The sequence below is a fragment of the Symbiopectobacterium sp. Eva_TO genome, assembly GCF_053848865.1.
The window spans coordinates 3,295,350-3,320,834 of sequence record NZ_JBSPEY010000004.1 but is presented as its reverse complement, the minus strand read 5'-3'; the positions used below and the strand labels follow the sequence as shown (position 1 = coordinate 3,320,834).

14 protein-coding genes and 5 pseudogenes are annotated in these 25,485 nt (G+C 52.9%); 5 read left to right on the top strand and 14 right to left on the bottom strand.

Features of this window, described 5'->3' with window-relative positions:
* Positions 1 to 13 precede the first annotated feature (13 nt).
* The 7 genes and pseudogenes from ACWWJF_RS19605 to serC form a co-directional block, all read right to left on the bottom strand.
* A pseudogene (locus ACWWJF_RS19605) lies at positions 14 to 1,222 on the bottom strand (IS256 family transposase).
* A 111-nt stretch (positions 1,223 to 1,333) separates the two neighbouring features.
* Positions 1,334 to 2,953, bottom strand: a pseudogene (locus ACWWJF_RS19600) (methyl-accepting chemotaxis protein).
* 237 nt (positions 2,954 to 3,190) lie between these two features.
* Positions 3,191 to 3,475, bottom strand: a complete 285-nt coding sequence (ihfB, locus tag ACWWJF_RS19595; RefSeq protein WP_455870365.1) for an integration host factor subunit beta — start codon at positions 3,473 to 3,475, stop codon at positions 3,191 to 3,193.
* Between the two features lie 100 nt (positions 3,476 to 3,575).
* A complete protein-coding gene (rpsA, locus tag ACWWJF_RS19590) occupies positions 3,576 to 5,249 on the bottom strand; it encodes a 30S ribosomal protein S1 (RefSeq protein ID WP_455870364.1) in 1,674 nt (557 codons plus the stop codon).
* Between the two features lie 123 nt (positions 5,250 to 5,372).
* Complete coding sequence (gene cmk, locus ACWWJF_RS19585; RefSeq protein WP_455870363.1) at positions 5,373 to 6,062, bottom strand: (d)CMP kinase; 690 nt, start codon at positions 6,060 to 6,062, stop codon at positions 5,373 to 5,375.
* Positions 6,063 to 6,248: 186 nt separating this feature from the next.
* Positions 6,249 to 7,535, bottom strand: coding sequence for a 3-phosphoshikimate 1-carboxyvinyltransferase (gene aroA / locus ACWWJF_RS19580; protein ID WP_455871180.1), 1,287 nt, complete (start codon positions 7,533 to 7,535; stop codon positions 6,249 to 6,251).
* 141 nt (positions 7,536 to 7,676) lie between these two features.
* The gene (gene serC, locus ACWWJF_RS19575) at positions 7,677 to 8,762 is read right to left on the bottom strand and encodes a 3-phosphoserine/phosphohydroxythreonine transaminase (RefSeq protein WP_455870362.1); all 1,086 of its coding nucleotides are present in this window, start codon (positions 8,760 to 8,762) and stop codon (positions 7,677 to 7,679) included.
* 270 nt (positions 8,763 to 9,032) lie between these two features.
* Here serC and ycaO point away from each other — a divergent pair, with 270 nt between their 5' ends.
* From ycaO to ACWWJF_RS19550, 5 genes and pseudogenes are all read left to right on the top strand, one after another.
* Entirely contained in the window at positions 9,033 to 10,790 is a 1,758-nt protein-coding gene (ycaO, locus tag ACWWJF_RS19570; RefSeq protein ID WP_455870361.1) for a 30S ribosomal protein S12 methylthiotransferase accessory factor YcaO, read from the top strand.
* Positions 10,791 to 11,319: 529 nt separating this feature from the next.
* Positions 11,320 to 12,164, top strand: a protein-coding gene (locus ACWWJF_RS19565) for an IS5 family transposase (RefSeq protein WP_455870360.1) whose coding sequence is annotated in 2 segments (ribosomal slippage) — positions 11,320 to 11,665 and positions 11,665 to 12,164 — 846 coding nt in all. Because the reading frame shifts where the segments join, the coding sequence is not laid out codon by codon here.
* 113 nt (positions 12,165 to 12,277) lie between these two features.
* Positions 12,278 to 13,308 (top strand): annotated as a pseudogene (locus ACWWJF_RS19560) (IS630 family transposase).
* Between the two features lie 24 nt (positions 13,309 to 13,332).
* A pseudogene (locus ACWWJF_RS19555) lies at positions 13,333 to 13,530 on the top strand (LysR family transcriptional regulator); the annotation flags it as partial.
* Positions 13,531 to 13,613: 83 nt separating this feature from the next.
* Positions 13,614 to 14,654 (top strand): IS481 family transposase, encoded by a 1,041-nt coding sequence (locus ACWWJF_RS19550; protein WP_455868673.1) that lies wholly within the window; start codon positions 13,614 to 13,616, stop codon positions 14,652 to 14,654.
* 83 nt (positions 14,655 to 14,737) lie between these two features.
* Here ACWWJF_RS19550 and ACWWJF_RS19545 read toward each other — a convergent pair.
* The 7 genes and pseudogenes from ACWWJF_RS19545 to lrp form a co-directional block, all read right to left on the bottom strand.
* Positions 14,738 to 16,027, bottom strand: a pseudogene (locus ACWWJF_RS19545) (IS4 family transposase); the annotation flags it as partial.
* Between the two features lie 181 nt (positions 16,028 to 16,208).
* Positions 16,209 to 17,357, bottom strand: a complete 1,149-nt coding sequence (locus ACWWJF_RS19540) for an MFS transporter (protein WP_455870359.1) — start codon at positions 17,355 to 17,357, stop codon at positions 16,209 to 16,211.
* A gap of 166 nt (positions 17,358 to 17,523) precedes the next feature.
* Complete coding sequence (gene serS, locus ACWWJF_RS19535; protein ID WP_455870358.1) at positions 17,524 to 18,819, bottom strand: serine--tRNA ligase; 1,296 nt, start codon at positions 18,817 to 18,819, stop codon at positions 17,524 to 17,526.
* Positions 18,820 to 18,916: 97 nt separating this feature from the next.
* Entirely contained in the window at positions 18,917 to 20,260 is a 1,344-nt protein-coding gene (locus ACWWJF_RS19530) for a replication-associated recombination protein A (RefSeq protein ID WP_455870357.1), read from the bottom strand.
* 7 nt (positions 20,261 to 20,267) lie between these two features.
* Positions 20,268 to 20,879: an outer membrane lipoprotein chaperone LolA gene (lolA, locus tag ACWWJF_RS19525; RefSeq protein ID WP_455870356.1), complete on the bottom strand. Its 612-nt coding sequence runs from the start codon at positions 20,877 to 20,879 to the stop codon at positions 20,268 to 20,270.
* A 157-nt stretch (positions 20,880 to 21,036) separates the two neighbouring features.
* Positions 21,037 to 24,477, bottom strand: a complete 3,441-nt coding sequence (locus tag ACWWJF_RS19520; protein WP_455870355.1) for a DNA translocase FtsK 4TM domain-containing protein — start codon at positions 24,475 to 24,477, stop codon at positions 21,037 to 21,039.
* A 117-nt stretch (positions 24,478 to 24,594) separates the two neighbouring features.
* Positions 24,595 to 25,089, bottom strand: a complete 495-nt coding sequence (gene lrp, locus ACWWJF_RS19515) for a leucine-responsive transcriptional regulator Lrp (protein WP_455870354.1) — start codon at positions 25,087 to 25,089, stop codon at positions 24,595 to 24,597.
* Positions 25,090 to 25,485 lie beyond the last annotated feature (396 nt).

The window sequence follows — 25,485 nt, the reverse complement described above, 5'->3', positions numbered from 1 at the left end:
GTAAATGCCTTTCTCAGTAGTGACCGTCCAGGCGGTCACCGAACTCGATAATAAAACGGCTCATTGCCATACGCCAGTCCCGCAGTGGCATCGTCCATTTCTGTTAGGCCGACTGGATTGCCAGCCACACCACCTTTTTCACTGCGTCGTCAGTCGGGAACACCTTGCGTTTTTTAATCGCATGCCGGATCACACTGTTCAGCGACTCGATGGCGTTGGTTGTGTAGATGACTTTGCGGATATCTGCCGGGTAAGCGAAGAACGTTGCCAGATTGCTCCAGTTCGTCTGCCAGCTCCGGCTTATCTGTGGATAGCGGCTGTCCCATGCGCTGGCGAATGCTTCCAGCGCCTGCTGGCCTGCTTCTTCCGTAGCGGCCTGATAGATGGCTTTCAGGTCGCGTGTGACGGCTTTGTAGTCCTTCCAAGAGACGAACCTCAGGCTGTTGCGTACCATGTGCACGATGCACAGCTGGATGCGGGCTTCCGGATACACCGCGTTGATGGCGTCCGGGAAGCCTTTCAGACCGTCGACACAGGCGATGAGGATATCGTTCAGGCCGCGGTTTTTTAGTTCTGTCAGCACATTGAGCCAGAACTTCGCGCCCTCGTTTTCGGCCAGCCACATACCCAGCAGTTCTTTCTGGCCCTCGATGTTGATACCCAGTGCCAGGAACACGGATTTATTGATGACGCGACTGGCCTGCCGGACCTTCAGGATGATACAGTCAAGGTAAACAATGGGATAGACTGCATCCAGTGGACGATTTTGCCATTCAGTAACCTGTTCCATCACGGCGTCGGTGACCTTCGAGACCAGCGCCGGTGAGACATCCGCGTCATACAGCTCGTTGAACGCAGACGCTATCTCGCGGGTGGTCATCCCTCTGGCGTACAGGGACAGGATTTGGTTATCCATCCCGGTGATCCGGGTCTGGTTTTTCTTCACCAGTTATGATTCGAAGGAGCCATCACGATCGCGCGGAGTACGTAGTGCCAGAGGGCCATCGCCGGTGGTCACGGTGTTTGTGGAATAGCCGTTGCGGGAGTTGGCCCCCGGTTTGGGCTGATTTTTATCGTAGCCCAGATGGTGGGACATTTCGGCGTTGAGAGCAGCCTCAACGCTGATTTTCTTCAGCAGGCGATCGAATTGGCTGAGAGCGTCAGGGGTTTTGAGATTTTTGGCCAGTTCGTTAGCCAGAGCCTGCAACTGTTTTTCGTCCATAAATTAACCTGTTTTTGATGTTGGATTGAACATATCAAAATCAGGCAATTACACAGAATCATGTACAGGGTCGCCTGGCCCGGAATTTCCCTTTTACTCTTCAGCAACAACCTACAGTGGCGCGTGTGTCAGCAGTGCCGATGCTGACAATGTGGTCCCCGGCAACGGTTGTACACGCCGCACTTTAAAGGTATCCATAGCCAAAATCAGCTGCCTTGATTGATCCTCCAGCGAGCGGGTTGCCATCGTCGCTTCCTCTACCAGCGATGCATTTTGCTGTGCAACCACTTCCATCTGCGTGACCGCAATATTGACCTGATCGATACCGTGGCTCTGTTCCTGGGATGCCTGCGCGATTTCCTTCATCAACGCGTTAACGTTACTAATCTGCGTTGAAATGGCGGACATGGTTTCACTGGCCTGAGCCGTCAGGGTTGACCCTTAGCTGACGCGCGTGTTGGAGTCCACGATCAGCGCATGAATCTCTTTTGACGCTTGCGCGCTCCGCTGTGCAAGCGTTCTTACTTCGTTGGCCACTACCGCAAAACCACGCCCTTGTTCACCTGCACGCGCGGCTTCCACCGCTGCGTTCAACGCCAGTATGTTGGTTTGGAACGCAATGCCGTCAATCACCCCGAGGATATTACCAATGCTGTTGGCGCTGGTCGCAATCTCCTGCATTTTCGCCATTACTTCCTGCACCACTTTGTTGCCCTGCTGCGCCGTTTGCGCCACATCTTCTGCCAACGCATGTCCCTGGCGTGCATTGTCCGCGTTGTTGCGCACCGTAGCCGTCAGTTGCTCCATACTGGCCGCGGTTTCCTGCAGCAACGCGGCAGACTCCTCGGTGCGGCGTGATAAATCTTCATTGCTTTGCGCCAGTTCACGGCTACCTACATCTATCTGCTCGCTGGCTTCCCGCACACGCACCACTGAATCTGATAACGACTGCTGCATATCGTGCAATGCGCTGTTTAAGCGCCCCAGCTCATTCTTTGCCGATGTGGGCAAGGTTTGGGTTAAATCACACGCAGCGACAAATTCCAGGTGGTTGATGGCACTAGTGAGAGGTTTGAGCAGCAACGCGCGCAGCATCAACCATGACACCACAATCAACACTACTACAGCGGCGCAGCTCGCACCAATAAGCCAAAGCATATGCACCCGGCCTTCTGAAGCCTGCGTTAGCTGATTGACCCCGGCCTGCTGGGCATAGTCGAAATAGGTTTTGTTGGCTTTATCAAAAACGGTCCCAAGTTGCTTGAGTTGGGTGACCTGATATTGGTAATAACGCTCAATGTCGCGACTTTTTAGCGCATCGAGCATCGGTAAAATGCCATTTTCGTAATAATTTTTATAGGCTTGGGCGATATCCTGAGCCAGTATTTTTCCCTGCCCGGTGCCCTCGGTTGCCGCAAAAAAGCGATCAAGATCGTCCTTCGCCGCACTGGCATATTGCCCGGAACGGCCCGCCGCCGCCATGGCATCATCCCACTGCTGCGTTTCCAACGCGCGAATCGCAAAAGAAGCCGCTACACGCACGCGCTGCATATTGGTGTTACTGCTCGCCAAATTGCCCAGTTCCACGCCCTGAATACGATTTAGCACCACGAGCGCATCGTAACTTTTATTAATGGCAATGATCCCCGTGGCGCTTACCAGCAACAACAGAGCAGCCATCACCCCGAGCAACGCTAATAACCCTGTACGAATCGATATATTTTTCAACATATTATTCCCTTACAAAGTAAACCATAGAGTTAATAAGGTTATAGGTTGACATAACGGGCGAGTTTATCGGCGCTTTGCGCTTTTGGCGGAAAGCTCGCAATATTGACAACGATTGCAAGATAGTTGGGTTCAAGGGCAATAAAAAAGCACCCTTTTACAGGTGCCTTTCTAAAAAGCTAGACATTACAGTCTATTGCAAGTAATAACACGGTGTTCCGTGCAGATTATCTCGGCGTATCAGCCATAAATATTTGCACGATCGCGCAGTTCTTTACCTGGTTTGAAGTGGGGAACGTATTTACCTTCCAGCTCCACCTTTTCACCGGTTTTCGGATTGCGCCCAACGCGTGGTGCACGGTAGTGAAGTGAAAAACTGCCGAACCCTCGGATCTCAATGCGATCACCATCAGCCAGCGTTGCCGCCATCTGCTCGAGCATCTCTTTCACTGCATCCTCAACCACCTTGGCCGGGATATAAGATTGCTGTCCAGCAAGCCTTTCGATCAGTTCAGACTTGGTCATAATTCCTCCAAGTGCGTGGTTATATCAATATTGGATAGCCACGATTGACTTACTACCGTAACAGAATGAGCCAGCCGCATGGCCGACTCACCCCACCCTATTACTCTCCTTTAGCTGCTTTGAACGCTTCAGCCATTGCGCTGGAGAAGTTACCTTCTTCCTGTTTGTTGTTTACGGTAGCGATAGCGTCTTTCTCATCCGCTTCGTCTTTCGCACGTACAGACAGGCTTACAACACGGTTTTTACGATCAACACCGGTGTATTTAGCTTCAACTTCATCGCCGACGTTCAGAACCAGCGTAGCATCTTCTACACGGTCACGAGATGCTTCAGAAGCACGCAGGTAACCTTCAACGCCGTCTGCTAATTCAACTGTAGCACCTTTTGCGTCAACAGCAGTGACTTTACCCGTTACGATCGCACCTTTTTTGTTCAGTGACAGATAGTTATTGAACGGGTCTTCCGCCAGTTGCTTAACGCCCAGGGAGATACGCTCGCGCTCTGCGTCAACTTGCAGAACAACAGCGGCGATTTCGTCACCTTTCTTGTATTCGCGAACGGCTTCTTCGCCAGCCACGTTCCAAGAGATGTCAGACAGGTGTACCAGACCATCGATACCGCCATCCAGACCGATGAAGATACCGAAGTCAGTGATAGACTTGATCTTACCTTCTACGCGGTCACCCTTGTTGTGGGTTTCAGAGAACAGCTGCCACGGGTTGGATTTGCATTGTTTCAGGCCCAGGGAGATACGACGACGTTCTTCGTCGATATCCAGAACCATAACTTCAACCACGTCGCCCACGTTAACCACTTTGGACGGATGGATGTTTTTGTTGGTCCAATCCATTTCAGATACGTGTACCAGACCTTCAACCCCTTCTTCGATTTCTACGAAGCAGCCGTAATCAGTCAGGTTGGTCACACGACCGGTCAGACGGGTGTTTTCCGGGTAGCGCTTAGCGATAGCAACCCACGGATCCTCGCCCAGCTGTTTCAGACCCAGGGACACACGAGTACGTTCGCGGTCGAACTTCAGCACTTTCACGGTGATCTCATCGCCAACATTGACGATTTCGCTCGGATGCTTAACGCGTTTCCACGCCATATCAGTGATATGCAGCAGACCATCAACGCCACCCAGGTCAACGAATGCACCGTAGTCAGTGAGGTTCTTAACGATACCTTTAACTTCCATGCCTTCTTGCAGGTTTTCCAGCAGTTGATCGCGCTCAGCGCTGTTCTCGGATTCGATAACGGCACGGCGGGAAACGACAACGTTGTTGCGTTTCTGATCCAGCTTGATCACTTTAAACTCAAGCTCTTTGCCTTCCAGGTGCATCGTGTCGCGAACCGGGCGAACGTCAACCAAAGAACCCGGCAGGAACGCACGGATGCCGTTCAGTTCAACCGTGAAGCCGCCTTTCACTTTACCGTTGATAACACCGGTAACGGTCGCAGCTTCTTCGTAGGCTTTTTCCAGAATCAGCCAGGCTTCGTGGCGTTTCGCTTTCTCACGAGACAGCAGGGTCTCGCCGAAACCGTCTTCTACCGCGTCCAGGGCAACGTCAATTTCGTCACCCACCTGGATTTCGAGTTCGCCTTGTGCGTTTTTGAATTGATCTACCGGAATGGCAGATTCAGATTTCAGACCGGCGTCAACCAGTACGACATCTTTATCAATAGCAACGACAACTCCGCGAACGATGGAACCCGGACGAGTTTCGATTTCTTTCAGCGATTCTTCAAAGAGTTGAGCAAAAGATTCAGTCATGTTGTTAATCTTAAGGGTTTCAATTTAACGTCCATCTGGCATCCTGCTTGATGGGGTTGTTTCACATGCCCTGCTGTTATCCTTACAACAAGGTTAAAAAAACAATGCTATACCGCGCCTCAATCAACTCTGTGATTGAGCAAGGATTTCACGCGCATAACTGAGCGATTTCGCAATAACGTCATCAATAGACATATCGGTCGAATCCAACACCAGCGCGTCTGCGGCAGGGACTAACGGTGCTACCGGACGACTCCGATCTCGCGCATCCCGTTCTTTTATCTCGGACAAAAGACGTTCAAAGTTAACATTAAAGCCTTTTTCCTGCAACTGTAGCATGCGTCGTTGTGCACGTTCTTCCGCACTCGCATCCAAAAAAATCTTCACAGGCGCATCGGGGAACACCACCGTACCCATATCGCGGCCGTCCGCGACCAGTCCCGGCGTTTCGCGAAACGCACGCTGCCGACGCAATAAGGCTTCTCTCACTCGCGGAAAAGCGGCCGCCTGCGAGGCAGTGTTACCGACCGTTTCATTACGAATTTCGTTACTGACGTCCTCACCTTCCAGAATCACATTCAATTGCCCGTCTTCAGCAACGAAACGCACGTCAAGGTGCGACGCCAGCGGCACTAAAGCTTCTTCCGAACCGATATCAACCTGATGATGTAAGGCAGCCAAGGCGAGCACGCGATAAATCGCGCCCGAGTCCAACAAATTCCACTGCAATGTTTCTGCCAACGCCTTGCACAGCGTTCCCTTGCCTGCGCCACTCGGCCCATCAACCGTTATTACCGGTGCCGTTACCGCCATCTCTTTCTCCTATTACTCGGGTCAACCGCGAGGTCTGTTACGACTTACGGTGCCTCATTATACGCGCCAACGAGCAAAACCGTTAACCTAACACCCGGAGAAAGATAAAATTTCAGAAGATGCCTTGCAAAACTGAGGGCGGGCATAGGCCCGCCCTACAGGGAAATTGCAACTACCGTCCGGTTATTAACCGTGGCTCAGACGCGCCAAATGTTGAAAATAGTCCGGGAAAGTTTTTGCCGTACATTTGGGGTCGAGAATGGTCACTGGTGTATCGGATAATGCCACCAGCGAGAAACACATCGCCATACGGTGATCGTTGTAGGTGCCGATCTCGGCAAAACGTAACTGAGGGGCAGGCGTAATACGAATATAATCGTTCCCCTCTTCCACCGTCGCACCGACTTTGCGCAGCTCAGTCGCCATTGCCGCAAGACGATCGGTCTCTTTTACGCGCCAATTGTAGATATTGCGCAGCGTCGTGGTGCCACCTTCGGCAAACAGCGCGGTCGTAGCAATCGTCATGGCCGCATCGGGGATATGATTCATGCCCATATCGATGGCATGCAACTCACTGCGCTGACACTCGATATAGTCATCACCCCAACGAATAATGGCACCCATTTTTTCCAGCACGTCAGCAAAACGGATATCGCCTTGCACGCTGTTACGTCCCACGCCCGTGACACGGACCGTTCCGCCTTTAATGGCCGCCGCCGCCAAAAAATAGGAAGCGGAAGAGGCATCACCTTCCACCAGATACTCACCTGGCGCATGGTATTGCTGGTTGCCCTGTACGCTGAAGTGCTGGTAATTCTCGTTGTGCACCTCAACGCCAAAATCTTTCATCATGCGCAACGTGATATCGATATAGGGCTTGGACACCAAATCGCCTTTGATACTGATGCGGGTGTCTTTGTTCGCCAACGGCGCTGTCATCAGCAACGCGGTCAGGAACTGGCTGGAGACGCGGCCATCCACAGCGATCTCCCCCCCCTGGAAACCGCCGTGCAGGCGCAATGGCGGATAGTTGGTCTGCTCAAGGTAGTCGATGGTCGCGCCACCTTGGCGCAACGCATCTACCAGATGGCCGATCGGGCGATCTTTCATACGCGGCTCACCGGTCAAAACAATATCGCCTTGCGTCAAGCATAACGCGGCGGCCAGCGGACGCATCGACGTGCCCGCATTGCCAAGAAACAGTTCTAACGGTTGCGACGCGCTGAACGGTCCACCAATACCAGTGACGTCGCACTCGGTGCGGCTGGGCGAAAGCTGGTATTGCACGCCTAACAGTTGCAACGCGTCCAGCATATGGCGAACGTCATCGCTATCGAGCAGGTTTTTCAAACGCGTCGTCCCCGTTGCCAATGCCGCCAGCAACAAAGCGCGGTTAGAGACGCTTTTCGAACCGGGAAGGTTAATCACGCCATCGATCAGAGAAATAGGCTGTAGGGTAAGGGATTCCTGCATGTAACTCTTAACTCCTGTCATCAACATAAGAAACCCCGGTACACACCGGGGTTTACTGGAAACAAGTTGCCGCTTTACGTTCTGCGGCAACGGTACGACCTGCAACGCCGCGGGCAAACCACGGCGTCACTCGCTGCGGTATTAGCCGTGGCGACGTTCAAAATCCGCCATAAAGGCAGTCAGCGCCTGTACACCTTCCAGCGGCATCGCGTTGTACAGCGATGCACGCATCCCTCCCACGACGCGGTGGCCTTTCAGCGCATGCAACCCAGCCGCTTTAGACTCTTCCAGGAACAGTTTATCCAGCGCGTCATCACCGAGTAGGAACGGCACATTCATGCGTGAGCGGTTGGCGGCCAGCACGTCGTTACGGTAGAAATCGCTGCTATCGATAGCGCCGTAAAGGTGATCCGCTTTCTCGCGATTGCGTTTTTTCATTTCAACCAGGCCACCCTGCTCTTTCAGCCATTTGAATACCATGCCAGAAAGGTACCAGGCGAAGGTCGGCGGCGTGTTGTACATGGAGTCATTGTCCGCCAGGATTTTATAATCCAGTACCGACGGCAGCACGCTGCGGGATTTACCCAACAGGTCATCGCGCACAATCACCAAGGTTAAACCAGCAGGGCCAATGTTTTTCTGCGCACCGGCATAAATCACGCCGAAACGGCTGACATCGTTCGGGCAGGACAGGATGCTAGAGGAGAAGTCAGCAACCACAATCTTGTCGCCAAAGTCAGGCGTTTCTTCAATTGCCAGACCATCAATGGTTTCATTCGGGCAGTAGTGCACAAAAGCGGCATCGTCAGACAGAGCCCATTCACGCATCGGTTTGGCGGCGCGCAGGCCGTCAATGCGGGTTTTCACTTCAATAACGTTCGGTTTGCAGTATTTTTCTGCTTCGTTAATCGCACTGTGCGCCCAATAGCCACCGTCGATATAGTCAGCTTTAGTGCTGTCACCCAGCAGATTGAGTGGCACGGCCGCAAACTGCGCGCGCGCGCCCCCTTGGCAGAACAGCACTTTGTAGTTGGAGGGGATCTTTAACAAATCGCGCAGATCCTGCTCGGCTTCCTCCGCCACCTGCATAAATTCTTTACTGCGGTGGCTGATTTCCATTACGGACGTTCCCAGCCCACGCCAGTTACACAACTCTTGCTCGGCACGACGCAGCACTTCAACCGGCAGCATAGCTGGACCGGCGCTAAAATTGAAAACTTGTGTCATTTCCCCTCACCACGTGTTTAGTACGACTATTTTTAACGTTTTGACTGTTTTACAGCGACTATTATGATTTTTTGCAACAACCACGTTGGCTATTTGCAGCAGCCATCATGGTTTTTTTGCAGCAACCGTCATCATTTGTTTTTATCACTGGCTCCTTCCCGCTGCAATCCTTATTACGCTTTCCCGTATAAAACCCGCACGGCGACAGCGTGGAGTTGTCCGTGAAAAGTCCGTATGATGCACGTCCCATAAAAGAGAAAAGTGACAATCATGAGCCAAACGTTCATCCCAGGCAAAGACGCCGCCCTGGAAGACTCCATCGCCCGTTTTCAACAGCAACTCCGTGACCTGGGGTTCAACATCGAAGAAGCCTCCTGGCTGAACCCGGTGCCTAACGTCTGGTCCGTGCATATTCGCGACAAAGATTGCCCATTGTGCTTTACGAACGGCAAAGGCGCCAGCAAGAAAGCAGCCCTGGCTTCAGCCTTAGGTGAATATTTCGAGCGTCTTTCCACCAACTACTTCTTTGCAGACTTCTATTTGGGCAAGTCAATCGCTAACGGCGATTTCGTGCATTACCCGAACGAGCAATGGTTCCCGCTGCCGGACGATAACAGCTTGCCACAGGGGATTCTGGATGATCACCTGCGCGCATTTTACGATCCTGATAACGAATTGAGCGCCAGCATGCTGGTGGATCTGCAATCCGGCAACGACGAACGTGGCATCTGCGCCCTGCCGTTTACCCGTCAATCCGATGACACCACCGTCTACATCCCGATGAATATCATCGGTAACCTCTACGTTTCCAACGGGATGTCCGCTGGCAACACCGCCAATGAAGCGCGTGTGCAGGGGTTGTCTGAGGTGTTCGAACGCCACATCAAAAACCGCATTATTGCTGAAGCCATCAGCCTGCCAACCATCCCGGACAGCGTGTTGCAACGTTATCCTGGCGTGGTGGAAGCCATCGCCACGCTGGAAAAAGAAGGGTTCCCGATCCTTGCCTATGACGCCTCGTTGGGCGGTAATTATCCAGTGATCTGCGTGGTGCTGTTCAACCCCAGTAACGGCACCTGCTTCGCCTCTTTCGGTGCGCACCCGGATTTCGGCGTCGCGCTGGAGCGTACTGCCACCGAACTGCTGCAAGGACGCGGGTTGAAAGATCTCGATGTGTTTACCCCGCCGAGCTTCGACAATGATGATGTGGCGGATCATGCCAATCTGGAAACCCACTTTATCGATTCCAGTGGTTTGATCTCCTGGGATTTGTTTAAAACCGACGCGGATTATCCCTTTGTCGACTGGAGCTTTAAAGGCAGCACCGAGCAGGAATTTGCTACCTTGATGGCCATTTTCCACAAAGAGCACAAAGAGGTGTACATCGCCGATTACGAGCACCTGTCAGTGTATGCTTGCCGCATTATTGTACCGGGGATGTCCGACATTTATCCGGTAGACGATCTGCTGTTGGCAAACAACAATATGGGCGTGCATTTACGCGAGACTATCCTCTCCCTGCCCGGCAGCCAGTTGGAAAAACAGGCGTATCTCGATCTGATTGCCCAGTTGGATGATGAAGGTTTCGATGACTTCACCCGCGTGAGCGAATTGCTGGGGCTGGCAACCGGCAAGGATAACGGCTGGCTTACGCTGCGTATTGGTGAATTAAAAGCGATGCTGGCGCTGGCAGGCGGCGATCTGGAACAGGCGTTAATCTGGGCGGAATGGACGCAGGATTTCAACGGCTCCGTCTTCAGCCCATCGCGCAGCAACTACTACCGCTGTTTGCAGACGCTGTTGACGCTGGCGTTGGACGAAGAGCGCGAGCCATCGCAGTATTATGATGCGTTTGTGAAGATGTACGGCAGCGACACCGTCGACGCCGCGAGCGCAGCGATTGCTGGTGAGCAGTGTTTCTATGGGCTGTTTGACGTCGATGACACCTTCTCCACATTGCCCGCACACCAATCGCTGCTGGCGGCTTACGAGAAACTGCAAGCGGCGAAGCGTCGTTTCTGGGGCTAATGCCGTATCGCCCGTCCTCCCCGGTTAACGCCGGGGAGCATTCACACTGTAGTGACCTCGAACGATAACCTTGCTTTTTTCGATCAATTTTCCAGCAACACGCAAGATTTCATCATCCAATTATGCTGCATAATTCGAATAATTCGGCATTTCGCAGAAAATGAAGAATATTGCACTTATTGTTATTGAATGGTGAATTTTTAATTAATTTGCAGCAACCCATAACACAGAAATGATACAAAAACGCATATCATTTAACTCTTTTTCACGGTATTCTACCCCCTGCACTCAACTCTTTTTATAATTTTTTAAAATATTTTTATTTAATAATTTCAATTATTTAATATGGCTTTGGTGCAGATCGCAGAGGGGTTTCACCCCACTAAATTTTCACGATATGATCCAAGTCAAATTTTGCTTTATACTGCTTTGTTCGTATTCCCTCGCGGATAAATCTTGGAGAATGTTAAGCGGTGTCCCTTAATCCCATGAGTTATACTAACTGTTTGTTTCTACATCATTTTGAACTATGGCTCGCTACGACCTTCCCGATGAAGCATGGGCTATCATCCAGCCCTTACTCCCTGCTGAACCAGCAACACCACAGGCCGGACGCCCATGGGCTGAGCATCGCATGATTATCAATGGCATGTTCTGGGTGCTGTGCTCTGGTGCCCCATGGCGTGATTTACCTGAGCGATACGGCCCATGGAAAACCGTTTATAACCGCTTTAACCGATGGTCAAAATCGGGAGTCATTAACATTATTTTCAATAAGTTACTTTCATCACTTGATGCCCATAGCCTCCTGGACTGGTCAGCGACTGCGCTGGATGGTAGCAATATCAGGGCGCTGAAATGTGCTGCCGGTGCTCAAAAAAACATCCCGATATCACCGGAGATAATGGTCTGGGTCGCTCTCGAGGTGGTTTTGGCACCAAAATCCATATGGCTACAGACGGAAGTGGTCTTCCGTTAAACATCGTGTTGAGCCCCGGTCAGGCTCATGAAAGTCAGTTTGCACTACGTCTTTTGGACGGTATTGGTGTTCAACGCCAGAACGGCAGTATGAAACGCCGTGGTCATGCGGTACTCGCTGACAAGGCGTACTCCGGGCATGTATTACGTAACGAGCTGAAAAACAGAGGTATAAAAACTGTCATCCCCCGAAAATCCACTGAAAAAATGGCGGTGGATGGTCGTTCAAAGCTCGATCGTGACGCCTACCGCAATCGGAACGTTGTTGAGCGGTGCTTTAGCCGTCTGAAAGAATACCGTCGCATTGCGACACGTTACGACAAAACGGCGAGGAATTATCTGGCAATGTTGAAACTGGGCTGCATCCGCCTGTTTTACCAGAGGTTATGTAATTAAGGGACACAGCCTAAATAACTGTTCCGAATAGTAGATCACCTGAAGGGAACTCAGTCCGAGTTGAGCGATCTGAGCAATCGATAAAGATCCCAAATCATCAACCGGACTGAGCGATGTCGAGCATAGCACCGATACCCCGTAACGAACGACGCCTGATGAAGAAAACTCTCCATAAAACGCGTGACAAGAATCACGCCCGCAGGCTGACCGCCATCCTGATGTTGCACCGGGGCGAGCGCGTGAGCGATGTCGCCAGAATGCTTTGCTGCGCCCGTTCGTCAATCGGCAGATGGATTAACTGGCTCACCCTGTACGGCATTGAAGGCCTCAAATCTCTGCGGCCCGGTCGTGGCCGTCGCTGGCCGTTTGAACAGATCTGCGCACTGTTAATCCAGCTCGTAAAGCGTTCCCCTCATGATTTTGGCTATCAGCGTTCGCGCTGGAGCACGGAACTGCTAGCAATAAAAATCAATGAGATAACCGGTTGTCAGTTGCATGCTTCCACGGTGCGCCGTTGGCTGCCTTCTGCCGGTCTGGTGTGGCGACGCGCAGCTCCTACGCTGCGTATCCGCGACCCGCATAAGGAAGAAAAAATGGAGGCCATCGCGATGGCGCTGGAACAATGCAGCGCGGAACATCCCGTCTTTTACGAAGACGAAGTGGATATTCATCTGAATCCCAAAATTGGCGCGGACTGGCAGGTTCGCGGGAAGCAGAAACGCATCGTGACGCCGGGCCAGAACGAGAAATATTATCTGGCGGGTGCATTACACAGCGGGACGGGAAAAGTCAGCGATGTTGGAGGAAACAGTAAAAGTTCGTGTTTTTTATCAGTATGTTAGAGCATCTGAGAGCAACGTACAGACGGGCAAAAACGCTCACGCTGATAGTTGATAACTACATTATTCACAAAAGCCGGGAGACGCAGCGCTGGCTGGAAGAAAACCCGAAATTCAGGGTTATTTATCAGCCGGTGTACTCACCATGGGTAAATCATGTAGAGCGGTTATGGCAGGCGTTGCATGAAACCATTACCCGCAATCATCAATGCTGTTCAATGTGGCAGTTACTGAACAAGGTTCGCCGCTTCATGGAAACCGTCAGCCCGTTTCCCAGTGGAAAACATGGACAGGCAAAAGTGTAGCGGTATTAGGAACAGCTATTTAGCTACTTACCCGATCACTACGCCGCACCCTGGGTACAACAGGGCAAATTGGCCGCTATCGCCCCTGACGAGTTAAACCTGACCAGTATCTTTTACCTGATTCGCAACGCCAGACAGCGCCTGAGCCCGGTAGCAGAAGCGTTATGGAACAATATTGTGGAGGCAGGCAAAAGCTCATTAGCTGTATTAGTCGCGACTTGATCTGACACTGGACCTTGAAAGGTTGAGAGTTACCGGTTTTGATATGGGTGTCGAATCCTTATACAAAACACGAGGTAACTCTCATGCTTCATACTAACAATCCCATCATCAAACACAAAGCCGGCCTGCTCAATCTCGCCGAAGAACTCGGTAACGTATCAAAAGCCTGTAAAATCATGGGGGTGTCACGCGACACGTTTTATCGCTATCAGGAACTGGCGGCAGAAGGCGGCATTGACGCTCTGGTTAACCAAAACCGCCGGGTTCCCAACCTGAAAAACCGTGCTGATGAAGCCACTGAACGTGCGGTTGTTGATTACGCCATTGAGTTCCCGGCTCATGGCCAGCACCGGACCAGTAATCAGCTGCGTAAAAAAGGCGTCTTCATTTCTGGCAGCGGTGTGCGCTCCATCTGGCAACGACACGATCTGGAAAACTTTCGTAAGCGCCTGAAGGCACTTGAGGAAAAAGTTGCCAGAGAAGGCATCGTACTTACTGATGCTCAAATCGCTGCACTGGAGAAGAAGGCGCACGACGACGAAGCCTGTGGTGAAATAGAGACTGCTCACCCGGGTTATCTGGGGTCGCAGGACACCTTCTACGTGGGTAATCTGAAAGGTGTTGGCCGTATCTACCAGCAGACGTTCGTGGATACGTACTCGAAAGTGGCGCACTGCAAGCTTTACACGAGTAAAGCACCGATCTCTGCCGCCGACCTGCTCAATGATCGCGTGCTGCCGTTCTACGAAGCTCAGGGGCTGCCAATGCTAAGAATACTGACGGACAGGGGGACGGAGTACTGCGGTAAAGTGGAACAACATGACTATCAGCTGTACTTGGCTATCAACGATATAGACCATACGAAAACGAAAGCGATGTCTCCGCAGACAAACGGTATCTGCGAGCGCTTCCATAAAACTATTTTGCAGGATTTTTATCAGGTTGCGTTCCGTAAGACGTTATACGAGGACCTAGAAAGTCTACAAAAGGATCTGGACAACTGGTTGTGGCATTACAATAATGAGCGAACTCATCAGGGTAAAATGTGCTGCGGGCGTACGCCAATGGCCACGTTACTTGATGGTAAACGAGTCTGGGCAGAAAAAAATCTGAACCAGATTTAATCTGACAGACACCTGTATAAATAACCGGTAACTGTCAGATCAGGTCTGAGCTAATACACATTAGCCAGCCTAAAGTCACCTCGTTATACACATCTCTGTTCGTGCCTGAGCGCGCGTAGCGTTTCGGCGGCCGTCATGACTTTCTGCAAGCCTTTCCAGATAGTTTTTGCGCCTGGTTCACCGTCGCCTTTTCGAGCAAGAAAGCCTCCGAGTTGCGCAACTAAGCGCAATACTTCGTTTAGCTTAGGGCGGCCCTTGGGCATACGCTTGTTCATCAGTAGGTAAGCGCCATGAGTCTCGTCGGAATCAAAGAACAACATTGCGTCTAGCTCTGGACAGGTTCGTCCCATACGCATTAAATAGGCGATGCGCCATGCCACGATCATGAACAGCGCCAATGCCCGCTCAATGCGATCCACGGTCGATAACTGTAACGCTTCGACACAGCAGCCGTTCTTCAGCACATTGAAGAACATCTCGATTTCCCATCTAGCCCGATACCAGTCGATCAGCTCCACGATATCTTCTCGTCCTTCAGGTACGCGATTGCTCAGCAACCGCCACTCGACCGGCTTCACGCCTGCTGGCGGCTCAATTTCCTTGGCTATCACACAAGTCACTGCCAACCCGCAACGCAGCGACACTCGCTTCACGCGCAGCGCCTGTTTCACCGTACGCGCCTTCTGCCCCGCGCGAGCCGCCATAACGAATTGGATTTCTCCCACCGGCACGGTCTTTCCAACCTTCTGCCAAAGCTTCTCATTACAGTCCAGACTGCGATTATGAGTCGAGCGGATCAACCAGTCAGCCGGAGTGCCAAGGTCATCAGCGAGCTGCATCAACGCCTTGATATCCGCTTCGCGATCGGCTAAGTACACCAGACGTGTGTTTGGCAACTCCGAGGCGAGTTCAGCAACTCGCTCGTATCCCTCGAGCCAGCGCGTACTCTCCTTGAGCCCATCGCGTTTTCCGTCTGCATCCTTCGGCTCTCTTGCCCACATCCACGCATCCAGTACGCCCAACCCCACGCGATCCGGACTGACCGCGTAGGTCGGATGCAGGTACAGACCACGCCTGGCTTCGTAGTTCAAGGGACCCAAGCCTTGGATTTGCTGCCCGTTGAAGTCAAGCTCGGTAGTGTCTTGGATACACAGCACAACCTCGTGTTCTCGGATCCTTTCCTGCGTACGCTGCCAGTGAGGTTGCAGAATGTCTCGCCATTCGAATGCTTGGTTCTCCATGAAGCGGTAAGCACCCAGCGTCTCAGACCATCCGAGGCACGCATGCGGAATGCTGGCTTGCGGATTCTCAGCCAGCCGTATCAAAAGCCCTTTGGCACGCTTATTGAGCCTCGTGTCACCAAGATTTACCCCTTACAGTTCTTGGTGTGCCCAGCCATCTGAATCCCGTGTCATTTTTCAGCGCCGTAAATGGCGATAGTACACGTCGGTTTCACTTCATTTACAACCCCACCGGCTGCCTATTTCAGCCCGCTAACCCTTGGCATATAAGGCGTTGCGGACTTGTGTATAACGAGGTGGCCTAAAGTGACATTTATGCCGCCAACGGTTTAGGATGGCGATCGCTTTTCTTCAGCAGCATGACCAGATAAACCAGCGATACCGTAGCAATCAGCACAAACAGCACGCGATCAGAATAAGTTTGCATCAGCGCGGCCGCCATACTGGGACCAACAAGGCTGCCGACAGTGTAACTGAGCAGCAATGACTGGTTCATCGCCACCAGCTCTTCATGACGTACCTTTTCGCACGCCCAGGACATAGCTACCGGATACAGCGTAAATCCCGCTCCGCCCAGCAAAAACAACGCAGGAGCCATTACCAGATGTCCAACGCTCAGTAACGCAACGCAGGCGACAATAACGGCAAACACCAGCACACGCAGCACCAACAAACGCCCATAGAGATCTGCCATGCGCCCCACCAGCCACTGACCGACAATACCGGCACCAATCAACAACGCCATCCAATAACCCACGTCGGCATCGCTGGTGCCATTGTGGGAGAGATAAAGCGGCATCAACCCATACAGCGACCCCAGGATCACGCCGGAAATCACACAGCCATTGATGCCAAGACGCGCACTGCGTTTACGCAGCATTTTACCCACATGGACCGGATGCTCCGGCTGCACCAGACGCGGTAAACGGGTACACAGCAACGGTAACACGGCAAGCACAATCAGCATGACCATCCAGGGAATAACACTCGCTACAGCGGTCGGCAGCAGGCCGACATAAATCTGGCCAACGACGCTTCCCAGATAATAGGCAACCATATAAGCTGCCAGCAGTTGACCACGGTGCGTGGATGAGCCGCTGCACAACAGCGCACTTTCCACCACAACCCATATCAACGCACAACCAACACCTGCTACAAAACGCCATACCAGCCAACTGGTTACGTCCGTGGAAAACATCAGCCCCAGCGTTGCCAACGCAAACAGCAACGCCGCAAGGTAATAGCTGCGATTAAATCCTTGACGGAGAATCAAGCGTCCGGCCAACAGCGTCTCCAGCAAGTTACCCGTAAAATAGGATGACCCCACAACGCCTACCTGCCACACGGAAGCATGCTGATAGTTAAGCCATAACGGAACCAACGTATTCAGTACAGCGATACAAACCGTAAGCAGCATAAGGCCGCAGAGCAATAACAGCACTGGGCGAGAAAAAGCAGACATAGTGGGCGTGGGTAACCAATACAACAAGGAAGTGTGTGCGCATCATGCCACTGCACGTTTAAAAGTCAACGAGGGCAAACTCAGGCCGCACGTTTTGTGATACTGGGGCGTCATAATTCAAAAAAGCGCCCCGAAAGGCGCTTTTGATAACGAGACAGCGGCATGTTTAGCCGATAAACGCCAACCCACCCATATAAGGACGCAGTACATCAGGAATGGCAATACGCCCGTCCGCCTGCTGATAGTTTTCCAGCACGGCAACCAGTGTACGCCCAACCGCCAGACCGGAACCGTTCAGTGTATGCACCAGACGCGTTTTCTTGTCGCTCTTGCTGCGGCAGCGCGCTTGCATGCGTCGAGCCTGAAAATCCCCCATGTTGGAGCAAGAAGAGATTTCACGGTAGGTATTCTGCGCTGGCAGCCACACTTCCAGATCGTAGGTTTTGGTTGAGCCAAAGCCCATGTCACCGCTACACAGCAGCACCTTGCGATAAGGCAGTTGCAGCAGTTGCAGCACGGTTTCCGCATGCGTCGTCAGCGTTTCCAACGCATCCATGGCGTCTTCCGGGCGCACAATCTGCACCAACTCCACTTTGTCAAACTGGTGCATACGGATCAGGCCGCGGGTATCACGACCATAGGAACCCGCTTCAGAGCGGAAACACGGGGTGTGCGCCGTCATTTTGATCGGCAGCGTTTCTTCGTCCAGAATTTCATCACGCACCAGATTGGTCAACGGCACTTCCGCCGTCGGGATTAGCGCATAATTGCTGCTTTCCGCTTCTTCATCCAACGGTTTAGTATGGAACAGGTCTTCACCAAACTTCGGCAACTGGCCGGTACCGTACAGCGTAGCGTGGTTAACCAGGTAAGGCACGTAGGCTTCCTGATAACCGTGCTGTTCGGTATGCAGATCCAGCATAAATTGTGACAGCGCACGGTGCAGGCGAGCAATTTGTCCTTTCATGACAACGAAACGCGCACCGGTCAATTTAACACCAGCAGCAAAATCGACGCCTTTCGCCAATTCGCCTAAATCAACATGATCGCGCACCGGGAAATCAAACTGACGTGGCTCACCCCAGCGGCTGATTTCTTGGTTATCATGCTCATCTTTGCCCAACGGCACAGTGTCGTCCGGCATATTCGGAATGGTTAACGCCAGTTCACGAATGGCATTTTGCAAGGCATCCAGCTCGGCCTTGGCCGCATCCAGCTTTTCACCCAGGGTATTCACTTCGCGGCGCAACGGTTCGATATCTTCACCACGAGATTTAGCCGCACCAATCTCTTTCGATCGGGAGTTACGCTCTGCTTGCAGACTTTCCGTTTCTACTTGTAGCACTTTGCGGCGTTCTTCTTGTTGACGCAGCGTGTCTACATCCAGTTTAAAACCTCTGCGAGCCAGTAGCTTTTCGGCAACTGCGTCTAGCTCATTACGCAGTAAATTGGGATCGAGCATGCTAATCCTGTTTTAATGTTTTTTGGTGAAATTTTACGTTGCGCGACACCCGTCGCGCGGTAGAAAAGAACTTTATAACCTTACCGCAACGCCTAGTTCAGCGGTAGCGTTTTGTCGGGCTATTTTGATCCTGTGCAGTCAGCCAGGCTAGCTTTTCACCAATTTTGGCTTCCAGACCGCGTGACGTTGGCTGATAGTAACGCGTTTGCGCCATCGCTTGCGGGAAATAGTCTTCACCCGCCGCGTAGGCATTGGGTTCATCATGGGCGTAGCGGTATTCCGCACCCAGTCCCATCTCTTTCATCAGTTTGGTGGGCGCATTGCGCAAATGCTCCGGCACGTCGTAATCCGGTTTCTCTCTGGCATCCTGCATCGCCGCTTTAAAGGCGGTGTAGACGGCATTACTCTTGGGTGCACAAGCCAGATACACAATCGCCTGAGCAATAGCGCGTTCCCCTTCTGCCGGCCCCACGCGGGTGAAACAATCCCAGGCGGCGATCGCCACCTGCATTCCCCGCGGATCGGCATTGCCCACATCTTCAGAGGCTATCGCCAACAGACGCCGTACAACATACAGCGGATCGCCACCTGCGGTAATAATGCGTGCATACCAGTACAATCCGGCATCAGGTGCGGAACCTCGCACCGATTTATGCAATGCAGAAATAAGGTCATAGTAACGGTCGCCCTTGTTATCAAAGCGCGCGCTACGTTCGCCCGACACTTCGTGCAGCAGTTCGGGGGTTAGCACCCGGTTGCCCTGCGCATCGACCTCGGCCATATCCGCCATCATTTCCAGACTGTTCAACGCGCGGCGCGCATCGCCATTCACCAGTTCCGCCAGCAATCGCTGCGTCTCAGGTGGCAATACGATGTTCTGCCCGCCAAATCCTCGTGCGGTATCGGTCATCGCCTGCTGTAACACCTGTTCGATGTCTTCTGCGGTGAGTGCCTTCAGTAAATAGACGCGCGCACGCGACAGCAGTGCCGAATTAAGCTCAAACGAAGGGTTTTCGGTGGTTGCGCCGATGAAAGTGATGGTGCCATCTTCAATGTGCGGCAGAAAAGCATCCTGCTGGCTCTTGTTGAATCGATGTACTTCATCTACGAACAGGATGGTGCGTCGCCCGGCATCGCGATTTTGCCGCGCACGCTCTATCGCTTCACGAATCTCTTTGATCCCGGAGGTCACGGCCGAGATCCGCTCAACGTCAGCGTGTCCGTAACGACCAATCAGCTCTGCCAGCGTGGTTTTTCCGGTGCCGGGCGGCCCCCATAGAATCATGGAGTGTAACTGCCCCGCCTCTATCGCTCGCGGCAAGGGCTTACCTGCGCCTAGCAGATGCTGTTGACCGATATATTGCTCCAACGTAGCGGGTCGCATACGCGCTGCAAGCGGCTGAAAGCTATTGTCCGAAAAATCCAGCGACAGGTTACTCACGATGGCCTCACTGCCGTTGATCGTCCAGCGTCACGCCTTTCGGCGGCGTAAAGGTGAACTTGCTGCTATCCACAGCGCCGTTTTGTTGGTTTTGCAGAGTATAGCTGCTGCATTGCCCATCCTGCTCAGTCGCGACAAAGCTCTTGATGGTGCCGCTGGCATTGACGTTGATGGCAAACTGTTTCAGGTTGCCCTTGGCCGCTTTCGGCGTTAACTCAAAGTCATCCCCTTGCTGACGCACGTTATACTGGCCCCATTCGCTGGCATCGTTTCGTGTGATGAGCATAAAGGGCGTATTGCCCGTGGCTTCTTTCAGCCAGGTCGCTGTCACCTGTTCAACGAACGGGTTATAGAACCACAGCGTCTTGCCATCAGAGATCAGCACGCTTTCATCCGGCGCGGTGGTCTTCCAGTTGAACAGATTTGGCCGCTTCAGCCAGAGTTCCCCCTGACCTTCCTGCACCGCCGTCCCTTCAGCGCTAGTGACTTTCTGGGTGAACGTCGCATGGAAGCTGTTCACTTTGTTCAGTCGGCTCTGTAAATCGCTCGCCGCATCGGCATAAACCGCGCTGGACGTCATCCCGGCGATCAGCACGCCTGCCACTAAGCCTCTTCTCATTATTTACATCCTTTGCTGTCGATTCAAAAGACCGCCATCGCGGTCTGACTATCGTACTTTGCACATGTCGTACTGCACGACCTACTGCTCGCCGTGCTACCTATAACTATTGCCTGAGAATCACGCGATGCGGTAGACGAATTGTCTGTAAATGGCATCAGTCCATGGGCGGCGGTGCCAACACGTCTCGGTTGCCATTATGCCCCGGAGCGCTAACGATGCCTTGCATTTCCATCTGTTCCACAATACGCGCGGCACGATTGTAGCCGATGCGGAATTGACGTTGCACGCCAGAAATGGAGGCTCGCCGTTTTTCTACAACAAAGGCCACGGCCTGATCGAACAGCGGATCCAAATCTTCGTAGCCGCCAAATTCCAGATTACCGCCTTCACCGTCATCGCTGCCACTGGTGATATTGTCAATGTACTGCGGACGCCCGCGCGCTTTCCAATCCAGGACCACGGCATGAACTTCCTGGTCGCGAACGAACGCGCCATGCACACGCACCGGAATGGAGGAGTTTGGTGCCATGTACAACATATCCCCCATTCCCAGCAGCGATTCAGCACCGCCCTGATCGAGGATGGTACGTGAATCAATTTTGCTCGACACGGTAAAAGCGATACGCGTTGGAATATTGGCCTTGATGAGGCCAGTGATAACATCCACGGAAGGCCTCTGCGTCGCCAGCACCAGGTGGATACCCGCCGCGCGCGCTTTCTGCGCCAGGCGAGCGATCAGCTCTTCCACCTTTTTGCCAACCGCCATCATCAGATCGGCAAATTCATCCACCATCACCACGATAAAGGGTAATTTCTCCAGCACGGGCGGTGTAGTATCCATGCTGTCGCCGGGTTTCCAGAACGGGTCAGGGATCGGACGCCCCATCGCTTCCGCCGCTTTCACCCGCTCGTTATAGCCTTCCAGATTGCGCACGCCCAATGCGGACATCAGCTTATAGCGACGGTCCATTTCACCGACGCACCAGCGCAACGCATTCGCCGCATCTTTCATGTCAGTGACCACTTCGGTCAGCAAATGCGGGATACCTTCGTAGACCGACAGCTCAAGCATTTTGGGGTCGATCATGATAAAGCGCACATCTTGCGGCGTCGCCTTATACAGCATGCTGATGATCATGGTGTTTACGCCGACAGATTTACCCGACCCTGTCGTCCCTGCCACCAGCAAGTGGGGCATACGCGCCAGATCGGCGACCACCGGTTGACCAGCAATATCTTTGCCCAGCACCACTGCCAGCGGTGACGGGTTATCACGGAATGCCTTGCAATCGAGCACTTCGCGCAGATAAACGGTGTGGCGGAGTTTATTCGGTAGTTCCAGACCGACATAAGGTTTACCGGGGATAACTTCCACCACGCGCACCGCTACGACTGACAGCGAACGCGCCAGGTCACGCGACAGGTTGGAAATACGTGCGGCCTTCACGCCGGGAGCCAAGTCCAGTTCAAAACGGGTGATCACTGGCCCTGCATCGTAACCCACCACGCTGGCGGTAACACGATAATCCGCCAGACGCGCTTCAATCAGACGCGCGGTCTGCTCAAGCTCGAAATGGTCCACCGGCGCTTCACTTTCCGGCGGTGCTGTGAGCAGTTCCAGCGTCGGCAATGGTGTGGTTGGCTTTTGCAGAGGCTGATCGTTACGCACCAAAAACGGATGAATAAGACTATCCATCAACGAAGGCGTGGCACCGCTTTCAGGCTCATCCTCATCGGCGAAATCCTCGCTATGTTGAGGCTCCACCACCGGATGTGCGCGCGTTGCCAGGCTATCATCGTCGCCAGTTGCCGCAGGCCATGTGGGCGATGGGGGGGCAGAATCCTGCGCCGATTCAGCCACATCGGCTGGCGACAAAGTAAACAGCGGCGCTTTTGGCGACTCATCCACCAAATCGTTAAACGGCGAGAAAGAAAAGGCAGGCTCATTCGCATCGGCATCCGCAGCAACACCGGCGATAAATGCTGCCGTCACACTGGCTGAGGCCAGCTCTTTTGTGCCTACGGGCTCGACGGCTTGCGTTGTGCTCGGACCTTCTGGCTGCGCACTAACGTCATAACGCGCCTGTTGCTGCTGAGCAAACGCCTGCGCCAATTGTGCCTGCAACAGTGCCTCTTCATCCTGCTCGCGTTCGGCATAGTCCTCGCCGTAGCGTTGCTCTTGTTGCTCCAGATAAGCCTGACGCAGAGCAGCCTCTTGTGCGGCCTCGTCAACGTCAGACTCTTCGGGTGCAACCCTTTCAATCGTTTCAGGCTGGGACTGTGCCAAACGTTGCGCTTCTCGCTCTTGCTCTTCTGCCTGACGCTGTGACGGCAACTTGATGCCATAAGACGCCAGTTCACGCCGGGTAGGAATACGCACCGGATTCGGACGTGGCAATTCCGGACCCATGCCTTGTTTCACCAGAGAATTATCCTCCCCTGCGGCCGTAAAGGGAGGCATAAAGGGCACGGCATCGCTAGACGCAGGCGTGGCTGCGGCCACAGCGGGTGCCCCCAGATCATGAATAGAACCCAACGGCGGCGTGCAATCGCGATCGGGCACCGTCGCCGGCGAAAAGGCGGATAACGCGTTATTTTCCTGCACAGCAGCTTGCGGCAACTCAAACGCGTAAAGCGGCGGCAGTGAATCCTGTCCGTGGGTATCATGACTGCCAGCCGTTGCTGGCGTAGCCGGGGTGAATGCTCTGGGCGCGATCGTTGAGTCTGGCACCGTATCAACCGGAACCAACTCCTGCACCGGAACAAGATGATCCGTTGCGTCAACGCCACTTACCGTAATGTTTTGCTCTGTTTCATCAACAGCGCGCTCACGCGCAGCGGGTGCAAGCAATATGTCATATTCATCCACGTCTTCGGCTATTGCCTCAGTTGACGCGGTTAATGTATCGGGTTGTTCGCCCTCCCGATCCGCATTGTCGTGCAAATCGTCATCCTCATCGCGGTAGTTATCTTCTGCGCGAGAACGGTTGGAGAAGAACGTCAGAAGGCCTAAAACCGCGCCGCCGATTTTTTCCGCAATCGTCAACCATGACCAACCGGTAAACAGCGTCAACCCCGCTGCCCAGATGCAGAGCAGAATCAGCGTGGCCCCCATGCTGTTGAAACGCGGGACCATTGAACTGCTCAGCAAACTGCCCAGCACACCACCAGAGGCAAAATAGTAGAGATCGTCCAAATTGAGCGCGGCTAGACCGCAGGACGTGAGGATCAGCGCCAACGTACCAATCAGGCGCAAAGAGAGAGTAAACAGATCGACATCGCTCTGATTATCGCGCTGGCGAAAGGCGACCCAGCACAGCGACAGCATGATCGGTGGAATGGCATAAGCCAGCACGCCAAAGATGAAAAACAGCGTATCGGCCAGCCAAGCGCCGACACCACCGCCCAGATTATGAATGGGCTCATGCCAGGCAGTTTGTGACCAGCTCGGGTCGGACGGACTGAAGCTAACCAGCGCTACGCTCAAATAAACGGCGAATAGCGCAACAACGATTAAAATCGCTTCCAATAAACGACGGCTGCCGCTGAGTTTCTTCAGCGCCACGTCTTTGTCTTCGGTATATTCCTGGCTCAAGCGTCTCTCCAGGGGTCCTGTGCATGTTCATGACAAAACTCCGAGGCAAACTCGGCGCTGTGACTGTATATATTCACAGGAGTGTAGCTGAAATTAGCGGGCTTTGCACCCCTGCGTTTAGCGCGTTCTGATCACCAGACGATTGCTCTGTTTTACTTCTTCCATCACCACGTAGGTACGGGTATCGTTCACACCCGGCAATCGTAGCAATGTTTCACCCAGCAGCTTACGGTATGCGGACATATCCGGCACGCGTGTTTTCAGCAAATAGTCGAAATCCCCGGAGACCAGATGACACTCCTGAATTTCTTCCAATTTTTGCACAGCAGTGTTGAACTGCTCAAAAACATCAGGCGCACCGCGGTTTAGCGTGATCTCAACAAACACCAGCAGTGAAGCATCGAGGTAATGCGGGTTCAGCAATGCGGTATAGCCATTGATAAAGCCCTGACGCTCCAAGCGGCGCACGCGTTCCAGGCACGGTGTAGGAGAAAGCCCTACGCGTTTGGAAAGTTCAACGTTAGAGATTCGGCCGTCTTTTTGTAATTCTTTCAGGATATTGCGATCGATGCGATCAAGATCTTTTCCCGGTCGTTTTTTCGTGTCTACCATTCTTATTGTCTCTCTTCACTACATCCTTGCCCTTGCTACACTCCGACCCACATCATGTATCAGAGCAGCCCTAAAAGAAGACGCGCTGTCTATTTTGTATATCAAGGGTAGCTTTACGTCACTCTCCTTTCACCGCCGCGGCGCACCGCAATGTCATCCCTGCGTGCATAACACCCTGTCTGTCCTGTTATAAACGCACCATCAGCGGTCGCACGGTAAAAGCGACAACATAAAGAAAAACCGAGCTTTCAACCATTCACATACAAATAGTTTCCTCTTCCTTAGATGTTTTCGCAAAACGGTAGCCGATTGTCAAAGCAAAACAATGAAAATCAGAAGAAACTGCCAAATAAAACCCTACTGTGCGCTCGGTAAGACCATTTTCAATCATTTCGC

Coding starts and splice junctions, on each gene's coding strand:
- lrp (WP_455870354.1), bottom strand. CDS start 25,089: ATGGTAGACACGAAAAAACGACCGGGAAAAGATCTTGATCGCATCGAT.
- ycaO (WP_455870361.1), top strand. CDS start 9,033: ATGAGCCAAACGTTCATCCCAGGCAAAGACGCCGCCCTGGAAGACTCC.
- lolA (WP_455870356.1), bottom strand. CDS start 20,879: ATGAGAAGAGGCTTAGTGGCAGGCGTGCTGATCGCCGGGATGACGTCC.
- ACWWJF_RS19550 (WP_455868673.1), top strand. CDS start 13,614: ATGCTTCATACTAACAATCCCATCATCAAACACAAAGCCGGCCTGCTC.
- serC (WP_455870362.1), bottom strand. CDS start 8,762: ATGACACAAGTTTTCAATTTTAGCGCCGGTCCAGCTATGCTGCCGGTT.
- ACWWJF_RS19540 (WP_455870359.1), bottom strand. CDS start 17,357: ATGTCTGCTTTTTCTCGCCCAGTGCTGTTATTGCTCTGCGGCCTTATG.
- cmk (WP_455870363.1), bottom strand. CDS start 6,062: ATGGCGGTAACGGCACCGGTAATAACGGTTGATGGGCCGAGTGGCGCA.
- ihfB (WP_455870365.1), bottom strand. CDS start 3,475: ATGACCAAGTCTGAACTGATCGAAAGGCTTGCTGGACAGCAATCTTAT.
- rpsA (WP_455870364.1), bottom strand. CDS start 5,249: ATGACTGAATCTTTTGCTCAACTCTTTGAAGAATCGCTGAAAGAAATC.
- aroA (WP_455871180.1), bottom strand. CDS start 7,535: ATGCAGGAATCCCTTACCCTACAGCCTATTTCTCTGATCGATGGCGTG.
- serS (WP_455870358.1), bottom strand. CDS start 18,819: ATGCTCGATCCCAATTTACTGCGTAATGAGCTAGACGCAGTTGCCGAA.